This is a genomic window from Sessilibacter corallicola, from assembly GCF_021290925.1.
GTDB classification, from domain to species: Bacteria; Pseudomonadota; Gammaproteobacteria; order Pseudomonadales; family Cellvibrionaceae; genus Sessilibacter; species Sessilibacter corallicola.
This window is the reverse complement of the sequence record NZ_JAJSLX010000002.1, coordinates 1,521,904-1,543,359: the sequence shown is the minus strand read 5'-3', so window position 1 is coordinate 1,543,359 and position 21,456 is coordinate 1,521,904. Positions and strand designations below refer to the sequence as shown.

The following is a 21,456-nucleotide window of genomic DNA, read 5'->3' as shown; positions in this document are numbered from 1 at the left end:
TCGGCACGAAAATTAGAAACTGTTCGTTACAGTAATAATGTAATAACTTTCTTTTTCGCGTTAATAGCCGGAGATTTTTATAAGTTCTTAATGCATTAAGATACCGAACTTCAATTTCTTCTAGCAAGCCGAAATCTTCTTAATTTCCACTTAATTTTTAAGAAAAATCACTAATCCAGAAACTAACCAAAAGAAGTTAACAAGAATAAACCAGCAAAAAGAAACTAAAAAAACCGCTACTCTCCCGATGCATATTTTTGAATGTTTGAATAATGACTTAAGCATTTTATTAAGCCATGTGTTTATACTTTATTATTTTTTGTAACTCACAGATACAGGTTGGCGAGTATCAATGGAATATTCAATTGCCTCAACCAACGCAATCGCTTTCACAGCCGTATTGGGGCTTGCGCCCGGTTTTTTCTTATTTTTTACCGCCGTGAGAAAATCAAGAATATCCAAAGCCACATGTGCTTCGTCAATAGCGTCACTCACATCACCCAGGCCAGAGCCAAAACTGAATCGTTCTACCTCGCTTGAGTGATTATGATTTATAACGAGTTCATAGCGTGACCCAAATCCGGGAACTCGCCGAATATCCATAGCACCCATAGAACCAACAATGCTTATGTGTCCCCATTCAACCAATGCCGGCATCGAACAAAAACCAGTGACAACTTGGGCTAAAGTGCCATTGTTAAATTTGAGATTAATGCCGTAATTGTCCGGCGTATTTACTGGTATTTTAGATTCACCCCAGGTTTTCTCGGCAACAGGTGTATTTGCGTAAGCAAAAACTTCTTCAACATCACCTAACAAACTGATTAACGTGTGGAGTGCGTAAATACCCATATCGCGCAGTGGTCCACCACCGGGCTGATAGTACCAATTTGGGTTCAACGCAGAATTAGACGTATCTTGACGGCTCGGCTCATACTCGTGCCCAGGCGCCCAATTGACAGAAATTGCACTGTAGATGGTTCCTAGGTAATCGTTACAAATTAATTCCGCTGCTTTTTTCATAACAGGCAATAGAATTTGCCCAGGAGAGGCCGCGAGCGTTAGGTTTTTATTCTGAGCAATATCGATTAATTCATACGCTTGTTGACTGGTTTCGGTAAACGTTTTTTGCACGTATACGTGCTTTCCTGCCGTTAATGCCGCATGAGCCTGCTGATAATGCAATGTAATTGGCGAGGCAATAATAAGCGCATTAATATTGGAATCATCAAGTAATTTTTGATAATCCGTGTAGCGTTTTGGCACGTGGTATTGATCGGCCAAGAGTTCAACACGGGGCAAAGCAATATCGCAAAGCGCTTCCACAGCAACGCCATGCAACGCTAGGTGTGGAAGTATACCTATTTCGGTAATACTCCCACAGCCAACTATGCCGATCGATAAATTACCGTCCACGACGATTATTCGAACTCAATAAGAATTTTACGAATATTTTCTTCACCTTTTTGAATCATATGGAAAGCTTCTTCGATTTGTTCCAATTTAATTCGGTGCGTTACCATATCGTCGATATTCACGACCCCTGCTTCAATCATTTCTACCGCTTTTTCTTGAACGTATTCGGTGTAACCACGCTTGTAACCCGCCGTTACGATAGTTGCCCAATTCATGTGTAAATCGTACATATTTACGGTCGTTGGATGCGGACAAACACCGAATAATCCAATTTTTCCACCACGGCGAACACAGCTGTTCATCACCGCGAGAGATTCCGCATAACCCGAAAATTCCATCACAACATCAACCATTTTACCGTTGGTGTATTCACGAACTTTTGCGGCAACGTCTTCAGAATTCGGGTCAATTACATAATGGGCACCGTTGGCCTTGGCGTATTCTCTTTTACCTTCATGAGGTTCAACAACAATAATTTTGGTGGCACCGCCGGCTTTAACGAGTTTTAATCCCAATGAACCCGCAGCTCCCGCCCCCATCAAAACCACACTTTCGCCAATGGTAAACACTTGGTCGACGATTAAATAAACGCACGAAAGCATCTCAACCAAAGCGGCTTGTTCCGCAGGCATAGAATTGCTGACTTTAATGTAGCCGCCTGACGCCATGGTATATTCTGCGAACGAACCGGATTCAAACCAACCACACAAGGCAACACGATCACCGACATCAACATTGGTAACCGCACTGCCCTTTTTAACCACAATACCCGAGCTTTCGTGCCCTTGGGTACACGGAAGCGGCATATCCCAACCACTTGGACCGTTGGGCTCGTGCGCCCCTTCATAAATATGAGTATCGGTCATATTACAAATGATGGCGGCATCATTTTTAATTAAAATGCTGTTTTCGTTTTTCAACTCGGGAACTGGTACGTCAAAAATACCCACCTGATTTTTTCCTACAAATTGGAATGCCTTCATCTTTTCTGGGATCATTTTCAGTTCTCCTTAATAGCGCTTTATTGATCAATATTAGATCTTTGTTATATGACTAAATACTCAACGAATGAATACATGCAGTAATTCTTAATGCATTAAGTTAACGCCTAAATTTATTCATGAACAACACTTTTTTATCTTAATTTCTACTTAATTTTTTATTACTTTTAAGAGTAGAAAACAAATCGCAAATAGCTTTTCCTCATATATAAAATTGAGGCAAAGAAATGAGTAAAAAACGAGAAATAAAAAGATAGAAAAATGAAAGCAGACAAGAAATATTAAATTATTGAGTTAAAAAGCAGCAATTGAAACTCACACCATCAAACACTTAAGCTCCCGACATAAGAACGCCTAATAAGACCCGCGATGTTTTCAACGGTAGATTTGTTGATATTTTTTGAGCCGATTAATGCTATTTTTATTTCCTCGTAATTATTAAATAATTTATCAGAAAGCGGACACATAGTTTTTTCGTTCACTAAAGATTCTGGTAACAACGACACCGCAAACCCCAGACTTACCGCTGAAACAAGATTTTCCATCACAGAACTGGTTAAAACCACCTTGTAATTAGCTTTGCTTTTTTTCAGCACTCTCAAACTGATGTCTCTAAGAATGCAATTCTCGTCAAATAACGCAATCGGCAATACCCCGTTATTGTCTATTCGATGATGTTTTGGCCCACACCAAATTAACCGCTCGGAACCTATTAAGCTACTCGCGCCGAAATCTTTTTCTGACGCAATAATGGCTATCTCTAATTTATTGGTACGAATTAATTCCGATAAATTCCGGCTGCGATTACAAATAATAGTCGGATCTAAATTGGGCATTTCTTGCCGAAATAACGGCATTAATTTATGGAGAAAACTTTGCACATAATCCGTGGGAATACCAATCGTCATTTTCCCGCTAATTCCCTTGGCGTTAAGCGCTTCTAACGCAGAAGAGCTCATTTGTAACAACTGCTCACCGTAACTGAGAAGTGTCTCTCCTTCATCGGTCAATCGTATTCCGCGGTTATTCCGTATCATCAAACAATGACCAACTTGCTCTTCTAAGCGTTTAACTTTCACACTGATCGCACCTTGTGATCGACACAGAATATCCGCCGCTTTCTTAAATTCTCCAGATCGCGCAACTACAACAAAAGCGCGAAGAAGCTCCAGATCAATAACTGGCTCCATAATTTAGAATCTCTAATTTACTGATTTATAAGAATTCGATTGTCTAAATTACGTAAATAAATTAATTTCAAATGCAAGTGAATCAATCTGAATACGATAAATACACAGTGACGCTTATCAAAATACCTCACTGTTTGGAGAAAAGCGTGTCGAAAGCCAGCTCTACGGGAAAAATGTTTGCCGTCTTATTAACCAAACACGGAGGGATAGACGCCCTCGAATACAGAACCGACCTAGAAATCCCCACCCCAAACGCAAATGAAGTGCTCATCCGCGTGAGAGCCGCTGGTGTTAACAACACCGATATTAATACTCGAATTGGCTGGTATTCAAAAAGTGTTACCAAGCCAACCAACGAGTTGGAAAACCAAACACTAAATATTACCCGTGACGACGCCAGTTGGTCTGGTAAACCGATAACCTTTCCGAGAATACAAGGTGCAGATTGCTGTGGTGAAATTGTTGAAGTGGGCAAAAATATTAACCGTTCACGTATAGGAGAACGCGTTTTAGTTCGGCCGATTCAAGATGTTCAGGACGACGACGGATTTCAATGCCTGACATTTGGATCAGAGTGTAATGGCGCTTTTTCGCAATACACCACTTGCCCAAGTACAGAAGCCTATTCAATACAATCGAACATGACTGATGCCGAACTTGCCTCTTTTCCTTGCGCTTACTCGACCGCAGAAAACATGATCGATCGTGCCCAAATATCAGAGAATCAAACCGTATTGATTACCGGCGCTTCCGGGGGAGTTGGCAGCGCCGCTATTCAGTTGGCAAAACGTAGAAATGCAAAAGCAATCACGATTTGCAGTGAAAGTAAGCAAGCTCTGGTTAAATCACTTGGCGCAGACCAAGTGATTGGTAAAGGCAGTTCATTAATTAAAACCCTGGGCAAAAATTGCGTAGACACCGTTTTAGATTTAGTGGCAGGAAATCAATTTACAGAATTACCAGAAATATTACGTGTTGGCGGCCGCTACATTGTTGCAGGCGCGATTGCTGGACCCATTGTCAATTTTGATATACGTACACTCTATCTGAAAGATTTAACATTTATCGGTTGTACTTATCAGCCAAGGTTCGTTTTTGAAAATATCATTAAATACATAGAATCCCATGAAATTAAACCCATGGTCTCTAAAACTTACCCACTGCACGAAATCCAGCAAGCACAAAAAGATTTTATGGCTAAAAAATTCACCGGCAAGCTGGTATTAATTAATCATTAAAATTAATGCATTCCCGTTGCTAAATACGCAGGCTGTTCAACCGCTTCGCTTACCCGTGTTAAAGACTCGGCCCATTGTTCACGAGTAATGGGGCCGCCAAAACACAAACGAACTGCTGCCGGCGGATTATTGTCGGTAGAAAAAGCAGCACTCGATACAGCACTCACGCCCATTTCTCGTAAATGCACCGCTAATTCTGACGGATTCCACTCGGAGCTTTTCGGTAATTTTAACCAAAGATGAAAAGCGCCTTGCGCACCACAAACTGCTGTCGTTCCTAATTGCTGTTCGGCAATTTTAAGTCGCGCAATGGCTTCTCTTCGAATGGCGGACAACATGGAATCTGCGGTGCCATCAAGTATCCATTGGCTCACCATTGCGTCGGTTAATGGGCTCGACATAACATTCATTGCACGCATGGCGCCGGCAATTCTTTGGCTGTGACGTCGACCGGGCGTGTACAAAAACGCTGACCGAACTCCTGGACCAAAACATTTTGAGGTGCCGGTAATGTACCAAGTTAATTCCGGCGCGAGTTCGGCAAAAGCCGGAGGTGCTGTTTCGGCAAGCATCGAATAAGCGTCGTCTTCAATAATAGGAATGCTGTAGCGCAGGGCGACATCGGCTAAAGCTTCGCGACGCGAAAGCGGAATTGTGGTTGTGGTTGGATTATGAATGGTGGGATTAATATACAACGCCCCCACATTTCCCGCCTTACACAAATCTTCAAACGGTCGAACTAAAGGCCCGGAAGAATCGCGTTCTATCGAACTTAAACCAATTCCCATTTGCGCAGCGATGGCTTTTATTCCCGGATACACCAAACTGTCTACGCACAGTTCCTGGCCTTTATTAAATAACGACGTCATCAATCCTACCAACGCCGAATGAATACCCGGACAAATTAATACTTGATCCATGCTGGCTTTTGGAATGCTGCGATCCAACCATATTAAAGCTGCTTCTTTATTTTCCGGCGTGCCGCCAAAACTCTGGTAGCGCAATAACGAATAAATGTCTTTTTGTGCAAGTACACTGATTGCGCTGTCTTTGATTTGCTCTATTAATGTCGGAATGGAAGGCTCGACCACCAAATTCATGGTCATCTCGTAACTGCCAAGACTTGGCTGCACCGATACGGTTCGGCCTTTAACAAAGGTTCCAGAACCCGGATGCGAATCAATAAGACCGCGCTTTTTCGCTTCGGTGTACGCTCGCGCAGCGGTGGTGTAATTAATGCCGGTGGCGTTTGCTAATTCTCTTAATGTCGGCAGCCGCTCTCTGGCTTGTAAGCGCCCGGTGTCAATGCCCTCGGCAATTAGGTCTGCAATCAAACGATACGTAGGCTGGCCCTTAGCGTCTTTTAACCGACGCACCCAGCGCCGCAGTTCGGTGTTATCCATAGATTCTTATACCAATCAATTATTAGATTGATTGTACCCTTTATCGCATGGCGTGCACTACTGTAAGCAAATACCGATAAAAATTAGAAATATTATTGTGCACACAACGGGTTATTGCACAACTTGAGTGCGTATTATCAAAAAATATTGATTGCATGATGATTGCTTTTTCAACAATAAATAAAAAATTTTCTTTCTGAAAATTTCCCCGACATCTATTTGATTGCATATTGATTGCAATCTGGATAATTCCATTTGGTCTCGTAATTGCTCTAGTGTGATTGCATAAATTGATTGCATATCAATGCTTTCAATTAATCCATACCTATAACAAGGAGCAATATCAGATGCCAGCTATTACTCAACCTTTGCACAAAGACGGCGACTTTTTTGTCGATTACGAAGAGAAAGTCTTTGAAGATGTAAAAGCAGAAGAAGGCGAAAAAGCGTTAGTGACATTCCACACCGTTGCTTTCGAAGGTTCCATTGGCTTAGTCAATATGCTGCAAGCCACGCGTCTTTTGCGTAAAGGTTACGAAACCTCAATTTTATTGTATGGCCCAGGGGTTACTCTTGGTATTCAACGCGGTTTCCCAACTCTAGGTGACGAAGCGTTCGCCGGTCATCAAAACTACGCCAATCAACTTAAGAAATTTATGTCTGAAGGCGGCAAAGTGTACGCGTGCCGATTTGCCCTTCAAGCGCTGTACGGACACGGCGAACCTTCTTTAATTGAAGGCATTATTCCAATTAATCCGCTTGATGTTTTGGATTTAAAACTGCTGCACATTCGTGACAATGCAGTTGTTGTTGATACCTGGACTCTATAAGGATTGTGCGGTCATGACCAATAAAATGGTTAGGGCCGCGGCCGTTCAAATTGCACCGGATTTAGAAAGTGCGAACGGTACGCTGGCCAAAGTGTTATCTGCGATGGAAGAAGCGCACGCACGCGGTGTGGAATTAATTGTTTTTCCAGAAACGTTTGTGCCCTATTACCCTTATTTTTCGTTTGTTTACCCAGCCGTTGCCTGCGGTGCAGAACATCTTCGTTTGTATGAACAAGCGGTGGTTGTACCAGGACCAATCACTCAAGCCGTGAGCGAATGCGCGCGTCAGTACGGCATGGTCGTTGTGTTGGGAGTCAACGAACGCGATCACGGCAGTATTTATAACACGCAATTAATTTTCGATGCCGATGGCGAATTAGTATTGAAGCGTCGAAAAATTACGCCTACGTATCACGAAAGAATGATTTGGGGCCAAGGCGATGCCGCCGGATTAAAAGTCGCAGAAACTCAAATTGGTCGCGTTGGTGCTCTGGCTTGTTGGGAGCATTACAATCCCCTCGCCCGCTACGCATTAATGACGCAACACGAACAAATTCATTGCAGTCAATTTCCGGGATCTTTGGTAGGCCCTGTATTTGCCGATCAAATCGAAGCAACCATACGCCACCACGCGTTGGAATCGGGTTGTTTTGTTGTTAACTCCACCGGATGGCTCACCGATACCCAAATCGAATCCGTCACCAAAGACGAAAAATTACAACAAGCCTTAAGAGGTGGCTGTAATACCGCCATTATTTCTCCAGAAGGTAAACACCTCGCCGAGCCGTTGACATCGGGTGAAGGTTTGGTTGTTGCTGATTTGGATTTTGCTCTGATTACCAAACGTAAACGCATGATGGATTCCGTCGGTCATTACGCACGACCAGAATTACTGAGTTTATTAATTAACGACAAGCCCGCTCGTTACGCACACTCAATGCAAGCTGACAGTGATTATTCTGAATTCTCGGAAAAAGAAGGAAATAACCATGAGCCAGAAAAAAACCTCTCATCAGCAATTAATTACTGAGTTACAGACGCACGGTTTGCGTCTAACCAGTGCCGATCAACGTCACGTCAGTCGACGTGGCGGTGCGGGCCCTTCTGATCACCAAGCGGTGACGGTAAACGACACTACCATTATGGTGCCGATTTACAGCGAGTCCACATGGACTTCGCCGTTTTCCATGGAATCAACCGGTAATGGCGATCAAATTATTTATGAAAAAGACGATAATTTAATTCCATTAACCGATGTTTCATTTGCCAGTGAACCGAATTTTTATCAATTAAAAACTGCTGACGGTATTCCCTACTCGCACTTAGCAACACTGCACAGTAAAGACGTATTAGCGACGACCATATTGCAAACGTGCATTCGTTACGAAAGCCGCAAAAAAGCCTGTAAATTTTGCTCAATTGGCCAATCACTAAGAGCCGGTCGAACCATCGCTCACAAAACCCCGCAACAATTGGCCGAAGTGGCAAAAGCGGCGGTTGAGCTTGATGGTGTTAGTCACATGGTGTTAACCACGGGAACTCCAGCAACATCGGATCGCGGCGCACAGGTTTTATGCGAAAGTGCCGAGGCCATTAAAGCGGCGGTGAATTTACCCGTACAAGGCCAATGTGAACCGCCCGCCGATGCTGTTTGGTATCAACGCATGAAAGACGCCGGTATTGATTCTCTGGGAATGCACTTAGAAGTCATTACCCCGGAATTGCGCAAAGAAATTATGCCCGGCAAAGCAGAAATTACTCTTGAACAATACATGTCGGCGTTTGCTGATGCGGTTAAAGTTTTTGGCCGCGGACAAGTCAGCACCTATATTTTGGCAGGCTTGGGCGACAGCGTAGAGACTTTAATTAATACCGGATACGAATTAATCGACATTGGTGTGTATCCGTTTGTTGTGCCCTTTGTGCCAATTCGCGGTACACCATTAGAAGATCACACACCGCCAACGGCTGAATTTATGAAATCCGTATTAGCACCATTGGGTAAGCGTTTATCCGAAACGGGTTTACTGGCTGAAAACATAAAAGCCGGTTGTGGCAAGTGCGGAGCTTGCTCAACGTTATCGAGCTACGAAAACGAAGGCTCTAATAACGAAAGCTCTAACGTTGCCTAAATCGATATTTACGTACTAATACACGAGTAACGCTCATCTTATTTTTAATTATTTGGAATTAATAATATGGCAATAGCAACAGAATACTCAGATTACACCATTAAATGGGCCACGTTGCCGTGGGAAATTAATCAAGCGTTTGCGTTACGAAAAAAAGTATTCTGTGATGAGCAAAAACTGTTTAAAGGCAGTGATAAAGACGCCATTGATGACCAAGCCAAAATATTAGTAGCACTGGGCAATAACGGTGGTTGGCATCAACAGGTTGTTGGCACCGTGCGCATTCACGAAGAAGAACCCGGTCTTTGGTACGGCTCACGCTTAGCGGTAGATTCTGCATTTCGAAAGCAAGGGCAATTGGGTGCAACCTTAATTCGGTTAGCAGTATCCAGTGCTCACGCCTTAAATTGCACTCAGTTTAAGGCAACGGTGCAAAAACAAAATGAAACACTGTTTAAGCGCTTAAATTGGTCGACAACAGAATACAAAGTTATTTTTGGTCAAATTCACGCAGTTATGGAAGCGGATTTATCTGCTTACCCGCCCTGTCACCAACCTAACAGTGGATTTGTAATCAAAGCCCGAAAAAGAAAACGAATAAACGACAACTCAAGCCCGTCACCGTGGCTGCAATTACCGGTTGAGTTACCACCGTTAGCGGAGGCCATTTAATGGGGACTATGGCTCACAACTTAGATCAACGGAGTTTGGTTAGCGAAGACGATAATCTCAAATCATTGCTTGAATTTATTCGTCAATACAGCGGATTAAACAGCAAAAAAGACATCGCCCAAGTAAGCCAATTATTGCCCTCGCTACCGACAAATTGGCAACCGAATGGCGACGATACTGCGGCCATTCCCACTGATAACGGATACCAATTATTCGCCATTGAAGGCATGCAACCCAAACTCGTTGCCGAACAACCGTGGTTTGCAGGTTGGTGTTCAGTCATGGTTAATTGCAGTGATATCGCCGCTATGGGTGGGCGACCCACAGCGTTGGTGAATGCCGTTTGGAATACCAACGACAACGCCCATTTAACCGAGTTAATGCGCGGCATAACCGATGCGGCCAAACAATTAAACGTGACCATGGTTGGCGGTCATACCAGTTTAAATTCCGAAAGCCCTTATTTAGCGGTATCGATTTTAGGCCATGCCAATACCTTATTGAGCAGCTTTGCCGCTAAACCTGGCGATGTTTTGATCGCCGCCATTGATTTACGCGGTCAATTCCAAGACAACAGTTTAAATTGGAACGCGGCCACCACGGCACCCGAAGGACGGCTTCGAGACGACCTGGAAATATTGCCAACTATCGCGGAAAAAGAATTCGCCCACGCCGCCAAAGACATCAGCCAAGCCGGATTACTCGGCACTACGGTGATGATGTTAGAAAGTTCTAACGTTGGCGCAACCATAAATTTAGAACAAATACCTAAACCAGAACAGGTGGCACTGAAAGATTGGCTACGTGCTTTCCCGAGCTTTGGCTATTTACTCGCAACCTGTAAAAACAAAGTGCCTGATTTATTGCAGCAATTTCATCAACGAGAAATCAGCGCTGCAGTGATTGGCGAATTTAATTCATCTAAAAAGTTAGAAGTAACAATTGATAATCAATCCGAAATGTTTTACGACCTCAATAATGAGGCGTTAACAGGCTTTAAAGATTCAAGAAATTAGCGTTTAAAAATTAACAGGAGTAGAACAATGCCGGCTGTAAATTTTACCGTGCGATGGCCAGATGGAATCGAAGATCAGTGTTATTCACCATCAACCGTGTTGTACGAACACTTTAAATCTGGGCAAGAAATGACGTTGGCCGATTTTGTCAAAAAAGCGGATAAAGCATTAAACCTAGCCAGCGAACGTGTTGCCGCTAAATACGGTTACCACTGTTCCAGCGCCAGCGATCAGCTTTACACCATTAAAAAGAAAGCCAACTTTTTTGAAGACAAAACCCAAATGATCACGATCACATCCATCGTGCAACAAAGTTAATCCAAATCCGTTAAGAGCAAGTTTCTGAGAGAGTAACATCATGACAAATCACGAATCCTCAATTAATCATTACGATGTTATCGTCGTTGGCGGTGGTCAATCCGGCGTTACTATGAGTTACTATTTACAACAAGCCGGACTTAGCCATTTAGTCCTCGAAAAAAACACCCTCTTCCACGGTTGGAAAAACGAACGCTGGGACTCATTCACATTGGTTACACCTAACTGGCAATGTGATTTGCCAGGATTACCCTACGACGGCAACGACCCCAAAGGGTTTATGACCGGCAAACAAACCGTCGAATGGTTAGACCGCTTTGGTAAAAGTGTGGATGCACCGGTTAAAGAAGGCGTCACGGTTCAACACGTTTTTAAAACCCAAGACGATATTTACAAAGTAGAAACCAGCCAAGGGCTTTTTTCGGCCAATCAAATCGTGGTGGCTTCGGGAGGTTATCACCTACCGATTATTCCAAGAATGGCCGAAAAGATTCCTAAAAGTGTTCATCAAATTCATTCTGCCAATTACAAAAATTCAAAACAATTACCCGAAGGTAATGTATTGGTTGTAGGTTCTGGGCAATCTGGCGCACAAATCGCAGAAGACCTTCACCTAGACGGGCGAAAAGTATTTTTAGCCACCGGTAACGCACCTCGGGTTGCGCGTTTCTATCGCGGTAAAGACGTCGTGGAATGGCTCGAAGACATGGGTTATTACCAAATGTCGGTAAAAGAGCACTCACTGGGTGAGAACGTTCGTCAGAACACCAACCATTACGTTACCGGTCGTGACGGCGGCAGAGACATCGATTTAAGAAAATTCGCAACCGAAGGTATGGAGTTGTTCGGTTTAATGACGGATTACAACAATGGCAAATTGGAATTCGAATTAGATCTCAACGAAAATCTCAACAAAGCCGACGATACCTACAACAACATTAACGCTCGAATCGACGCTTGGATTGAACAGCAAGGTATTCAGGTTGACGAAGAGCCATCGCGCTACTCTCCAGTTTGGCAACCAGAAGCCGAGCGCGGTGCGTTAAATCTAGAAGAATCTGGCATTACCAGCATTATTTGGTGCATTGGTTTTAAACCAGGATTTGAATGGCTAAATGCTCCAGTTTTTAACGGTCAAGGCCATCCGCAACACGATCGTGGAATCACCTCAGAACCGGGATTGTACTTTATTGGTTTACCGTGGTTATACACCTGGGGATCGGGTCGATTCTCTGGCGTTAAAAACGACGCGCAATACCTAATTGAATTTATTGCTGATTATCAAAAACGTAAAAATTTAAAAAATATCGATCAAACACAAAAAGTAACAGAAAGCGCAGTGGTTGCGTAAACGGTTTATTATGGTTAGCAAGAAAGCAACATATCTAGCATCAATGACTAATCTTTCACTGTGTGGTTTAAGTGAAAACTGGCTGCTAAAGGAATGCGGCCATCAGCACTGGATGGCACTTGCTAACCATTTTAACCTCAACCTACCCAGTTTTTCGGGTGAATTATTTCAATCTGAAAACAACGCAACGGTTTATGCAGCGTTTATCAGTGCGACAATTTCAAACGCTAAATTACAGTGCATACAAGAAAACGACACGTTTGAAATTTCCACCGAGTTGGTAAAAGCAGGACGATCAAAATTTTACAGTGTTCAAAAAATTAAAAAAGATAACGCTCTAATTGCAGAAGTAGAGTTAATATCAACACTGGTTTCCAGAAAGGAATCTGGCAACAATCAAAGCGTTTACCGAGTTAATACGAGCGACAATAACCAAGCCATTTCAGAATCCAACCCAGCTCTAAATAATCGCATTCATGAATTACTGCAATTATCAAAGTCACTAAAAGTCAATTCGTTAACGTCTTGGTGCGAGTTATCATTTAACTCTACATCTGAAAAAAACAAAGACACGCCCTATCCTTATCGACATCAACCTTATCAACGTCAATCTTATCGTTACCAGCCTTGTCCACATTCAGACTTCAATGGGGCGGATTTTTTGTATTTTGCAAACTTTCAGAGAATTGCCGATCAAGCGGAATGGTATTACCTAAATTTACAGAATAAGCATGAAAGAAACCAACTTTGGCTCACGCACAACAGGCAAGTTTCTTATTACAAAAATATCAACCTGGGTGACACATTAACCTACGCGTTGGTAGAAGGTTTTGAAAATAGCGGAACAAAAACCACAAAAATGTCTGTTTACCGCGAATCCGACGGCGACCGTATAGCAGATATTTTAACGCAAAAACAGCAAGTGGATGCGCACCACTACCGTTGGACAAATTAAGTCTGAATTCATGAAAGATCAATACCGAAACCAACAGTCGCTTTTTACTCAATCCGATTTATCGGGACTTGAAAATTTAGACTCCAAACCCGGTGTCGCTCCTTATCTGCGCGGTGCTTATGAATCTATGTATACAGGAAAACCGTGGACGATACGGCAATACACCGGGTTTGGTAGCGCAGAAGAAACCAATCGCGCGTTTAAAAAATCCTTATCTGAAGGCGCCAGCGGTTTATCCGTCGCGTTTGATTTGCCCACGCACTTAGGGTTTGACTCAACCGACAGTCGAGCCATCGCAGAAGTGGGCAAAACAGGCGTCGCCATCGACAGCGTCGACGACATGAAGCGACTGTTTGAGGGAATCAACCTGAACGACGTTTCAGTCTCTATGACCATGAACGGCGCTATTTTACCCGTGCTTGCCGCATTTTTGGTGGCTGCACAGGAAAACGGTTTTAATATTGGTGATTTAAAAGGCACGATACAAAATGATATTTTAAAAGAATTCATGGTTCGCAATACCTGGATTCACGCCCCGACACCGTCTTTAAAAATCTCTACCGATATCATCGAATACCTGTCCCATAACGCGCCCTCATTTAATAGCCAATCTATCTCGGGCTATCATTTTCAAGAAGCAGGCGCGGAACCCTCATTAGAATTGGCGTTAACACTGGCCAACGCAAAAATTTATTTAGACAACGCACAAGCGCGTAACCTAGATTTAAATACCTTCTGCCACCGGCTCAGTTTCTTTTTTGGCGTGGGCATGAATTTCTTTGATGAAATCGCAAAACTGCGCGCAGCCAGAGTGTTATGGAGTAATGAAGTGATTCAACGTGGCGGCAACGCAAAAGCCGCGCGAATGAAAATTCATTGCCAAACCTCGGGTTGGTCACTGGCTGAGCAAGAGCCGCACAACAATTTAATTCGCACAACCATAGAAGCAATGTCCGCTATTTTTGGCGGTACTCAATCCTTGCACACCAATGCCTTCGACGAAGCGCTGTCTATTCCCACCGAAGAATCCGCGAGGCTTGCCCTCAACACGCAATTAATTCTTCAAGAAGAAACCGGCATCACCAATATAGTCGATCCGTGGGGCGGTTCTTATTTTATGGAGTCGAGAACTCAACAAATTATCAATCAAACCCAACAATGGTTAACACTGATTGAAGATAACGGCGGCGTTATTAAGGCATTAGAGTCCGGTTGGATTCATCAAATTATTCATCAACAAGCCTTGCAAACACAAGCCGACATAGACGCCAACCGCAAGCCGTTTATTGGGGTAAACCGCTATCAGTCTGATTACAAACCAACAAACATCAGAAAAATCGATAACAAAGCAATTATCCAAAATCAGCAAAAGAGCATTGAAGCACTAAAGCTAAAACGTAGTGATAAACAGGTAACGTTTGCGCTGAATGAATTAACCCAAGCTGCCCAAAGAGGAACTCGCAATTTACTTGCATTAACCATGGAAGCCATTAGAGCGCGAGCGACCATTGGTGAATGCACCAATGCATTATTGAAAGTTTGGCCAAGATACAACCCAACAGTTTCGTTCAGTGCTAATCAATACGGTGATTTCAGAAGTAACGAAAGCGAATGGCACAGAGTAAAGAAAAAAGTATCAGCCGTTAGAAAACACCACAGTAAAAAACCAAAAATACTGCTGTGCAAACTCGGCCTTGACGGGCACGACAGAGGTATAAAAACCGTCGCCGCTGGACTTTCTGATATTGGCTTTGAGGTTACCCTAACCCCGTTATTTTTAACGCCTGAAGATATCGTAGCGCTATTTTTAAAAGACAACTACTGCGCCTTAGGTATTTCTATGCTATCTGGCTCTCACGTAGAGCTTGTTAGCAACGTTGCGAACAAGCTCGTTACGAACGCAAGCTTTACCCAAGACAACCTGCCCCTATTCGTCGGAGGCATTATTCCTCACGAAGACGATCAACTACTTAAAGATGCGGGAGTTAAAAGCATTTTTCGCCCAGGGACAGTTATTGAGATAATTGCTGATAACATAATCAGTGATGTTGCGAGTTTATCTTCGTTAAGAGAGTTCCGACCCTATTCACGCTATGAAACGAACTAACGTAATTTTTACAGGCCAGTCTAGTAACAGATTAAACTACAACCTTTCGATAAAAAATCGTGCTGTGTTTCTTCATAGCTGTTTAACGGCTATAGTTTTCAATCTTTGGTGAATTCTGCACCTTATTGACCTATTTTATTTACTTTCTAAAAGCGCCAATTTAGCTCCAAACCCAATAAATACCACACCAGTAACACTGTTTAGCCACTTTTTAAAACGCGCCGTATTAGAAATACTTTTTACTTTTGAAAGCATCACAATCATCAACGAGAACCAAACTACATTTACCAGCGCATGTGACGCAACCAATAAATAAGCACTTACTGGACTTTGATCCGCAGAGATAAATTGCGGGAAAGCGGCCAAATAAAACATAGATACTTTCGGATTCAAAACATTCGTCAGGAATCCTTCAATAAACGCTCCATAAATGGATACCGTTTTCTTGCGATCATGCACGGTACAGGGTTGATTAACAGGCTCAGATTTAAAATTATTGATCAGTGTTTTAACACCAACCCAAATTAAGTACGCGGCACCGACCAACTTAAAGATAAAAAACGCTTGCGCCGATTGGACCAATAGTAAAGAGATACCAAAAATAGACAGTGTGCCGTGAACATAAAAAGCTGCGACAAACCCAGCAATATTGGCAAAGCCGGCTTTTCGGCCCAGGATAGGAACAGTTTTGGTGATGAGAAGCCCGTTTGGCCCAGGGGAAATTACGAGAAGAGTTGCTACTGCGATAAAAGCTAAAATGTTATCGATATCCAATATTGACCTCCAGTGATTAATGAGCGGAATACGCCGTTACCGCCACTGCAATTCAACAAACATCGCAGGAGACGATACGGATCAGTGTCTCTCCTTTAACATCAGTATTGTTATTATGAGAATATAATGCTCTAAGAATCCAGCGCATTATATTCTCAATTGCCACCACTTGTCCACCAAGTTTACTCTGATTACTTATCAAATCTTATGAGCTATCAAGCTATTCACACCAAGACCTGAAAACAAAAAACCAAAAACATATTAATTTACGATAAAAAAACATGAATCATTACAACCTTATATTCACGACACAATTATTTGCTAAGCAGTTTTAATTTTATATCGGTATATTATCCAAAAAGCAGTATTACATATTAACAGAGTGATTATTGAGGGCAATATCGCGGCATTACCTATACTGCCACCAAAATATATACTCCAAACCACCTTAAGCAAAGTGCCAATATTTAAAACGACAGCCCCGTAAAGTAGACTACGTTTCCAAAACGAAAGCGCCAGCAGAAAAAGAAATAATATTACTAAAAACAACAGCAATATCTTTTGCCATAATATGCCTTGAGTGAGAAATTCACGCTCCCAAGATAAATACTCAAGCACCTTCTGAGAAGGTTCTTCTGGTGCTGGAAACCAGAATAACGTCGTTGGGAAAATTATCAGCACTAGCAATAGATAGTTTAACTTTCGTTTATACGCAAAATAACAAAAGGGAAAAATAAATAACGGCCGGACATACCAACTCAAGATATTATGATGTCTATCCCAAACCCATTCTAAAAATATTTCCATGATAATTTAAGCTTTTATTTGGAACTCAAGAAGCTCTTTAGAAAATCAATTGATGTACAAATCTCAAACACAGTCATAAGAGTAAATTCAATAGAGTTTTCGGTGTATGAAATATCTCTTCCTGCCGTATTACTAGAACCAAAACCTACACTCTCGCCGGTGAACAAAGCTTGAACTGCCAGATAACCAAAAAATATTCCTAAGACCAACCAAAGATACCTATTACTCATACACTCTCTTATAAAACGTTACGAGATCAAAAACACACTGACCACTAACAACCCTTCACCAAGAGTTCAAATATTAATAGAAGCAAAGTCAATATCCAGCTAAACGGTCAAGATGAAATTGATTTTTTAACTTAAATATAGAAGAACATTTTAAAACGAGAAGCTAGGCATGCTTGGATTGGACAGCTTTTTAAAGTAAATAGGCCATTGCTCTACTCTTACCTTCTCCCACTTTACTTCCACACTTTTCATTAGCTTTAGCACATTTAACAATTGGGATTCAATTCAATAGATTTGCTAAAATCGAAGACAGATACAGCTTATCTTTTGGTCTTAAGTTATATCGGCTCACATCCGACCAATCAGACACTGTCCGAACCAATCGGCATTAGACATCGAATTTCCAAATTCAGCATCTCAATCTTATTTCAGTGACTCAGGGATAAACTCCTTCGGAGCGCTACTTACCCTTGACTCTCTGAAAGAAAAACGAAGTAAGTTAGTTAAGAATTTGATGCCAAAATTTATCCACTGCTTCAGACTTGATAGGACGTTTACTGTGAAATTAAGTCTAGGCTAATTCAATTTCAATTAAGTAGTCCGTACGCTCGTACCATATAAACTATTACAATAGAACAAACATTTAAAGAGTGCGAAACTCGTGTAACACGAACTGTATTTAATTACTATAATCCCTATATGGGATATCATCAGTTAATGCCTGACCGGGTGTAGTTAACCATTGCCACAGCTGCTCTTGCGTTAAAATTCCCACTCCTACACGAAGCAGCGCTTCACCTAAATCATGGCTTTCTACAACACTTAGTCGTTCACACGCTATTATTATCGGTGGCACGCTGGGGTCTACACCGGGATGACATAAGGTTGAGCAAAAGGATTGTCCGTAACCATGAATTTCCGATGCAGCCAACACTTCTGTAGAACTATTATAATCAACCAGTTTACCTCCTTGTTTTGACTTTAACTCCATAACAATCTCGGGAGAATTAAGCAGTTTCAAAAGATAGTCGGGCGCACCAGTCTTAGTTTTGTCGTCCAGTTTTTCAAACTGAATACCAAGAGTTGTTAACAACTCTTCGAACGCAACCTCAAACTCATCCCCCTTTTTGTCATAATAATTATGAAATAGTTGATTTAATGAATACCTGCTCGCTCTTTCAATTTGTCTTTCGGATGCCTTTTGTCTTTGACTTACCTTCCAATTACGACACGCATCTCGCAACCAATTTGCCTTATTATGTGGAATTGGCTTTACTTTTTGAAATGCCGTCAAACGAACTTGATCGGCTTCTGGCGTTCCAAGCATTAATTGCTCAGGCGAATGATAACCAAGGTTTCGTAAGGCAAGTATTTCTATACGACTTAATCTAAAATTTTGTACATTTTCAATTTTAGATAAAGATGTCATCCAAAGAATGTCGTCAGGCAGCCCTTCGCCAATTCTGTAACTTAATCGGCGAATTGCCCTTGGTAATTGACGTAGTTGTTTTAAAAGTTGTTCGTCATTCCTAAGTGCTAGCGGTCTGTTAAGAACGGGTACTCTAGAATCTGTTGCTGACATTATGATTGATGAAAGCCCTTGCATAGCCCAGACTAAATTCCTAAACATTTCGTTTAGCATTCCGGCGGTTAAACTAGGCAAACTGCCTTCTAAGGCTCTCAATTCTGTACCAGAAATCCAGTCTAGTGTTAACTTGGCACCATTTGTTGGAGACACATCGGCCTGCCAAATACTCTCATATAAATCATCAACATGAGCAGAAGGATCAATGATGGCTTGAGTTTCCAAAGGCCACGGTAAAAACCGAGTAGGCTGCTGACCATTAAAAGCCTTAAATTCCGGGCTGGCAAAACAAGAAGATACAATCAAAAACGTAAATTTATTCTCATCCCTACTTTGCTCATCATTAGATAAGCAAGTAGTGAGAACTTGAACTTTTTGAATGCAATAGTTTAATAAATTAATACCAGTGTCAGGCAATAAACCACTGAATGCTATTGCTTTTCCAAGAGGGGTCGCAATTACATTGCCGCCAGATGTTTCAAGCAAAAGTCCTTTTTGGCACAACGAACTAACCGCAACTTGCAGAGTTCCAGGCCAAGTAGAAAAGTTTGCGTTATTGTTATCTTGCTCCCTTAATCCGCTTAACGTAGAGCAGATTAAGTGGATTAAACTATCTCTAGAGGTGCAAAGCCCAGAAGCAATTAATTGTAATGATAATTGCTCAAATCTTGATGGTGTAATTCTGCTTTCTAAAGAAGGTAGCCCCCCTAAATTCAAATACTGTCTAGCGGCAAAAGTATCCCCTGGGCTTCGGGAAAAAAATATCACTCGACCCATATCATGCTCAAACCCCATCCTACCAACACGGCCAGACATATTGTGAAACTCTGCTTGGTCTATAGGAACATATTGGCGCATATTAGCGTTCCACCGTTTCCAGTCCGAAAAAACAGCTGCACCGAGAGGAAAATTAACACCTGCTGCTAATGTTGACGTAGCAAAAACAACATCTAACTTATTTTCTATTAAGCGACGTTCTACAACTTCTCTCTCTTCATCAGTTAAATCAGCACTGTGAGAGCCCACGCGGTGTTCGATAACTTGTGAAAGAAATTGGCTTGCAGATGTTTCAGGAAAGTCTTCAAATGCTAATGAAAGTTGTCCTTGAGGTGGACTCAAGTAATTATCCACAAATGACTTCGCTAAATCATATGTATCCTGTTTTTTCATACAAAAAACTATTATGGGGACAGGCGGGGAAGGTTCTTTGAGTAACGTAGCAACCGTCGATAGTGGTGATAAATCAGCCCCTACCGGTAGCGGAATGTTCTCAATTATTTCATCCGGGTTGGCTGTATTACAGACCCCTATTCCATTGGAGTCCCAACATTCGTAACTTAGGTGTTTTTCTCTTGTATGTGACACTACTAGAGATACATCTAACCAGTTGGCTAACATAGCAGAGTCTTTTTCTTCCAAAACAGCAGATAAGCCTACAAATTGCTTCCATCCCGCGTTTTTAAGTAGCGTGAGCAATACCTCAACGTTTTGTCCCCTGTGTAAGTCGCCTAATAATTGAATTTCATCGCAAACAACTACAGTGTTTGTCATATCTGTTGGAATACCAGATGCAGAAAGTAAAGCTAGATATTTTTCGTAAGTTGCAACTAATACTCGTGAACTTAAGGGGTCTCTAGGCAGGTTTCCTTCGGCATCCTCCACATAGTCCCCTGTGGCTATAACAAGTGACGATTTATCACCTTTCAGTAAAGTAGGTAGCAAGAGAGACTTAAAATCTTCAAACTTTTGTTTTGCCAGAGCCCTATGAGTTACCAAATATACAGTAAAGCACCCCGTTTCAACCCCATTAGCCAACCCCCAAAGCGCAATTTGCGTCTTTCCGGTTGATGTTGGCGATACTGTTAAAACACTTTCTCCACGCCCTACACCTGCTTCTAATGCTGCAAATTGCGCATCACTGAGTGAATGCTGTTCATCTTCTTTAAAAACCAAGTGTTCTAACGCAAGATCTGATAAACCATGCTCTTCAGGCAGTTCAAACTTCATTTTTATATTCTCTTTGTTATCTTGTACTGAAATTCAAAGAGGCGTTTTAAGGAAGTATCTAGGGTCTTTGTAAACTTTTATATAATTTACGAACTTCCGTTTAATGCACATTACCATCTTTGAATAATTAATTAAATTATACCCATTGAGTCAACAAAAAGTACTCGGATGGCGTGGTATACAAGCCTGTAGAAAAACGCAGTCCTGGAAATTAATTTATTAAACGCCTCACTTTTTTGTCTTCAACCACACGCAAGCATAACAACTTAATTATTTCATCGATTATGCAAAATCGAGCTTTTGAATGTATTTATATACACCCATCATGCTCAACATTCGTATAACTGGCTAACTTCTCAAAAATTTGAACTGAAAAAAATAATTTTTACTATCTATATACTTTTTCTTATGATGAGAATAAATT

17 protein-coding genes are annotated in these 21,456 nt (G+C 41.9%); 10 read left to right on the top strand and 7 right to left on the bottom strand.

What is annotated here, in order from left to right:
- Positions 1-312 precede the first annotated feature (312 nt).
- The 3 genes from LU361_RS20365 to LU361_RS13940 all read right to left on the bottom strand — a co-directional run bounded on the left by LU361_RS20365 (position 313) and on the right by LU361_RS13940 (position 3,607).
- A complete protein-coding gene (locus LU361_RS20365) occupies positions 313-1,416 on the bottom strand; it encodes a Gfo/Idh/MocA family protein (RefSeq protein ID WP_233089445.1) in 1,104 nt (367 codons plus the stop codon).
- A 5-nt stretch (positions 1,417-1,421) separates the two neighbouring features.
- Positions 1,422-2,414, bottom strand: coding sequence for a zinc-dependent alcohol dehydrogenase (locus tag LU361_RS13945; protein WP_233089444.1), 993 nt, complete (start codon positions 2,412-2,414; stop codon positions 1,422-1,424).
- Between the two features lie 326 nt (positions 2,415-2,740).
- Complete coding sequence (locus tag LU361_RS13940) at positions 2,741-3,607, bottom strand: LysR family transcriptional regulator (protein ID WP_233089443.1); 867 nt, start codon at positions 3,605-3,607, stop codon at positions 2,741-2,743.
- 146 nt (positions 3,608-3,753) lie between these two features.
- Between LU361_RS13940 and LU361_RS13935 the strand changes: the two genes are divergently transcribed.
- Positions 3,754-4,845, top strand: a complete 1,092-nt coding sequence (locus LU361_RS13935) for an alcohol dehydrogenase family protein (RefSeq protein ID WP_233089442.1) — start codon at positions 3,754-3,756, stop codon at positions 4,843-4,845.
- Positions 4,846-4,847: 2 nt separating this feature from the next.
- On the opposite strand, the gene LU361_RS13930 is transcribed toward LU361_RS13935, so the two are convergent.
- On the bottom strand, positions 4,848-6,248 hold the full coding sequence (locus LU361_RS13930) for an aminotransferase-like domain-containing protein (RefSeq protein ID WP_233089441.1): 1,401 nt from the start codon (positions 6,246-6,248) through the stop codon (positions 4,848-4,850).
- Positions 6,249-6,595: 347 nt separating this feature from the next.
- Between LU361_RS13930 and LU361_RS13925 the strand changes: the two genes are divergently transcribed.
- From LU361_RS13925 to scpA, 9 genes are all read left to right on the top strand, one after another.
- On the top strand, positions 6,596-7,078 hold the full coding sequence (locus LU361_RS13925) for an MSMEG_0572/Sll0783 family nitrogen starvation response protein (RefSeq protein WP_233089440.1): 483 nt from the start codon (positions 6,596-6,598) through the stop codon (positions 7,076-7,078).
- Positions 7,079-7,091: 13 nt separating this feature from the next.
- On the top strand, positions 7,092-8,108 hold the full coding sequence (locus tag LU361_RS13920) for a Nit6803 family nitrilase (RefSeq protein ID WP_233089439.1): 1,017 nt from the start codon (positions 7,092-7,094) through the stop codon (positions 8,106-8,108).
- Complete coding sequence (locus LU361_RS13915) at positions 8,068-9,210, top strand: MSMEG_0568 family radical SAM protein (RefSeq protein WP_233089438.1); 1,143 nt, start codon at positions 8,068-8,070, stop codon at positions 9,208-9,210. Before LU361_RS13920 ends, LU361_RS13915 begins: the two co-directional genes overlap by 41 nt.
- 66 nt (positions 9,211-9,276) lie before the next feature.
- Positions 9,277-9,882 carry an MSMEG_0567/Sll0786 family nitrogen starvation N-acetyltransferase gene (locus LU361_RS13910; protein WP_233089437.1) on the top strand — a complete coding sequence of 202 codons (606 nt, stop codon included), beginning with the start codon at positions 9,277-9,279 and terminating at the stop codon, positions 9,880-9,882.
- On the top strand, positions 9,882-10,898 hold the full coding sequence (locus tag LU361_RS13905; protein WP_233089436.1) for a sll0787 family AIR synthase-like protein: 1,017 nt from the start codon (positions 9,882-9,884) through the stop codon (positions 10,896-10,898). The genes LU361_RS13910 and LU361_RS13905 overlap by 1 nt, the downstream gene beginning before the upstream one ends.
- A gap of 27 nt (positions 10,899-10,925) precedes the next feature.
- On the top strand, positions 10,926-11,216 hold the full coding sequence (locus LU361_RS13900) for an MSMEG_0570 family nitrogen starvation response protein (RefSeq protein WP_233089435.1): 291 nt from the start codon (positions 10,926-10,928) through the stop codon (positions 11,214-11,216).
- Between the two features lie 40 nt (positions 11,217-11,256).
- Positions 11,257-12,567, top strand: coding sequence for an MSMEG_0569 family flavin-dependent oxidoreductase (locus LU361_RS13895; RefSeq protein WP_233089434.1), 1,311 nt, complete (start codon positions 11,257-11,259; stop codon positions 12,565-12,567).
- Positions 12,568-12,610: 43 nt separating this feature from the next.
- Positions 12,611-13,522, top strand: coding sequence for a Pnap_2097 family protein (locus tag LU361_RS13890; RefSeq protein ID WP_233089433.1), 912 nt, complete (start codon positions 12,611-12,613; stop codon positions 13,520-13,522).
- Positions 13,494-15,629 carry a methylmalonyl-CoA mutase gene (gene scpA, locus LU361_RS13885; protein ID WP_233089432.1) on the top strand — a complete coding sequence of 712 codons (2,136 nt, stop codon included), beginning with the start codon at positions 13,494-13,496 and terminating at the stop codon, positions 15,627-15,629. The genes LU361_RS13890 and scpA overlap by 29 nt, the downstream gene beginning before the upstream one ends.
- A 135-nt stretch (positions 15,630-15,764) precedes the next feature.
- Here scpA and LU361_RS13880 read toward each other — a convergent pair whose 3' ends face one another.
- From LU361_RS13880 to LU361_RS13870, 3 genes are all read right to left on the bottom strand, one after another.
- Positions 15,765-16,403, bottom strand: a complete 639-nt coding sequence (locus LU361_RS13880) for a LysE family translocator (protein WP_233089431.1) — start codon at positions 16,401-16,403, stop codon at positions 15,765-15,767.
- An 821-nt stretch (positions 16,404-17,224) separates the two neighbouring features.
- Positions 17,225-17,440, bottom strand: coding sequence for a hypothetical protein (locus LU361_RS13875; protein ID WP_233089430.1), 216 nt, complete (start codon positions 17,438-17,440; stop codon positions 17,225-17,227).
- Between the two features lie 679 nt (positions 17,441-18,119).
- Complete coding sequence (locus LU361_RS13870) at positions 18,120-21,032, bottom strand: DEAD/DEAH box helicase (RefSeq protein WP_233089429.1); 2,913 nt, start codon at positions 21,030-21,032, stop codon at positions 18,120-18,122.
- Positions 21,033-21,456 lie beyond the last annotated feature (424 nt).

Bases quoted from the DNA above. Each gene is read 5' to 3' on its own strand.
- LU361_RS13905 (WP_233089436.1), top strand. From the start codon at position 9,882: ATGGGGACTATGGCTCACAACTTAGATCAACGGAGTTTGGTTAGCGAA.
- LU361_RS13890 (WP_233089433.1), top strand. From the start codon at position 12,611: ATGACTAATCTTTCACTGTGTGGTTTAAGTGAAAACTGGCTGCTAAAG.
- LU361_RS13900 (WP_233089435.1), top strand. From the start codon at position 10,926: ATGCCGGCTGTAAATTTTACCGTGCGATGGCCAGATGGAATCGAAGAT.
- LU361_RS13920 (WP_233089439.1), top strand. From the start codon at position 7,092: ATGACCAATAAAATGGTTAGGGCCGCGGCCGTTCAAATTGCACCGGAT.
- LU361_RS13870 (WP_233089429.1), bottom strand. From the start codon at position 21,032: ATGAAGTTTGAACTGCCTGAAGAGCATGGTTTATCAGATCTTGCGTTA.
- LU361_RS13875 (WP_233089430.1), bottom strand. From the start codon at position 17,440: ATGAGTAATAGGTATCTTTGGTTGGTCTTAGGAATATTTTTTGGTTAT.
- LU361_RS13930 (WP_233089441.1), bottom strand. From the start codon at position 6,248: ATGGATAACACCGAACTGCGGCGCTGGGTGCGTCGGTTAAAAGACGCT.
- LU361_RS13895 (WP_233089434.1), top strand. From the start codon at position 11,257: ATGACAAATCACGAATCCTCAATTAATCATTACGATGTTATCGTCGTT.
- LU361_RS13945 (WP_233089444.1), bottom strand. From the start codon at position 2,414: ATGATCCCAGAAAAGATGAAGGCATTCCAATTTGTAGGAAAAAATCAG.
- LU361_RS13925 (WP_233089440.1), top strand. From the start codon at position 6,596: ATGCCAGCTATTACTCAACCTTTGCACAAAGACGGCGACTTTTTTGTC.
- scpA (WP_233089432.1), top strand. From the start codon at position 13,494: ATGCGCACCACTACCGTTGGACAAATTAAGTCTGAATTCATGAAAGAT.
- LU361_RS13910 (WP_233089437.1), top strand. From the start codon at position 9,277: ATGGCAATAGCAACAGAATACTCAGATTACACCATTAAATGGGCCACG.
- LU361_RS13940 (WP_233089443.1), bottom strand. From the start codon at position 3,607: ATGGAGCCAGTTATTGATCTGGAGCTTCTTCGCGCTTTTGTTGTAGTT.
- LU361_RS13915 (WP_233089438.1), top strand. From the start codon at position 8,068: ATGAGCCAGAAAAAAACCTCTCATCAGCAATTAATTACTGAGTTACAG.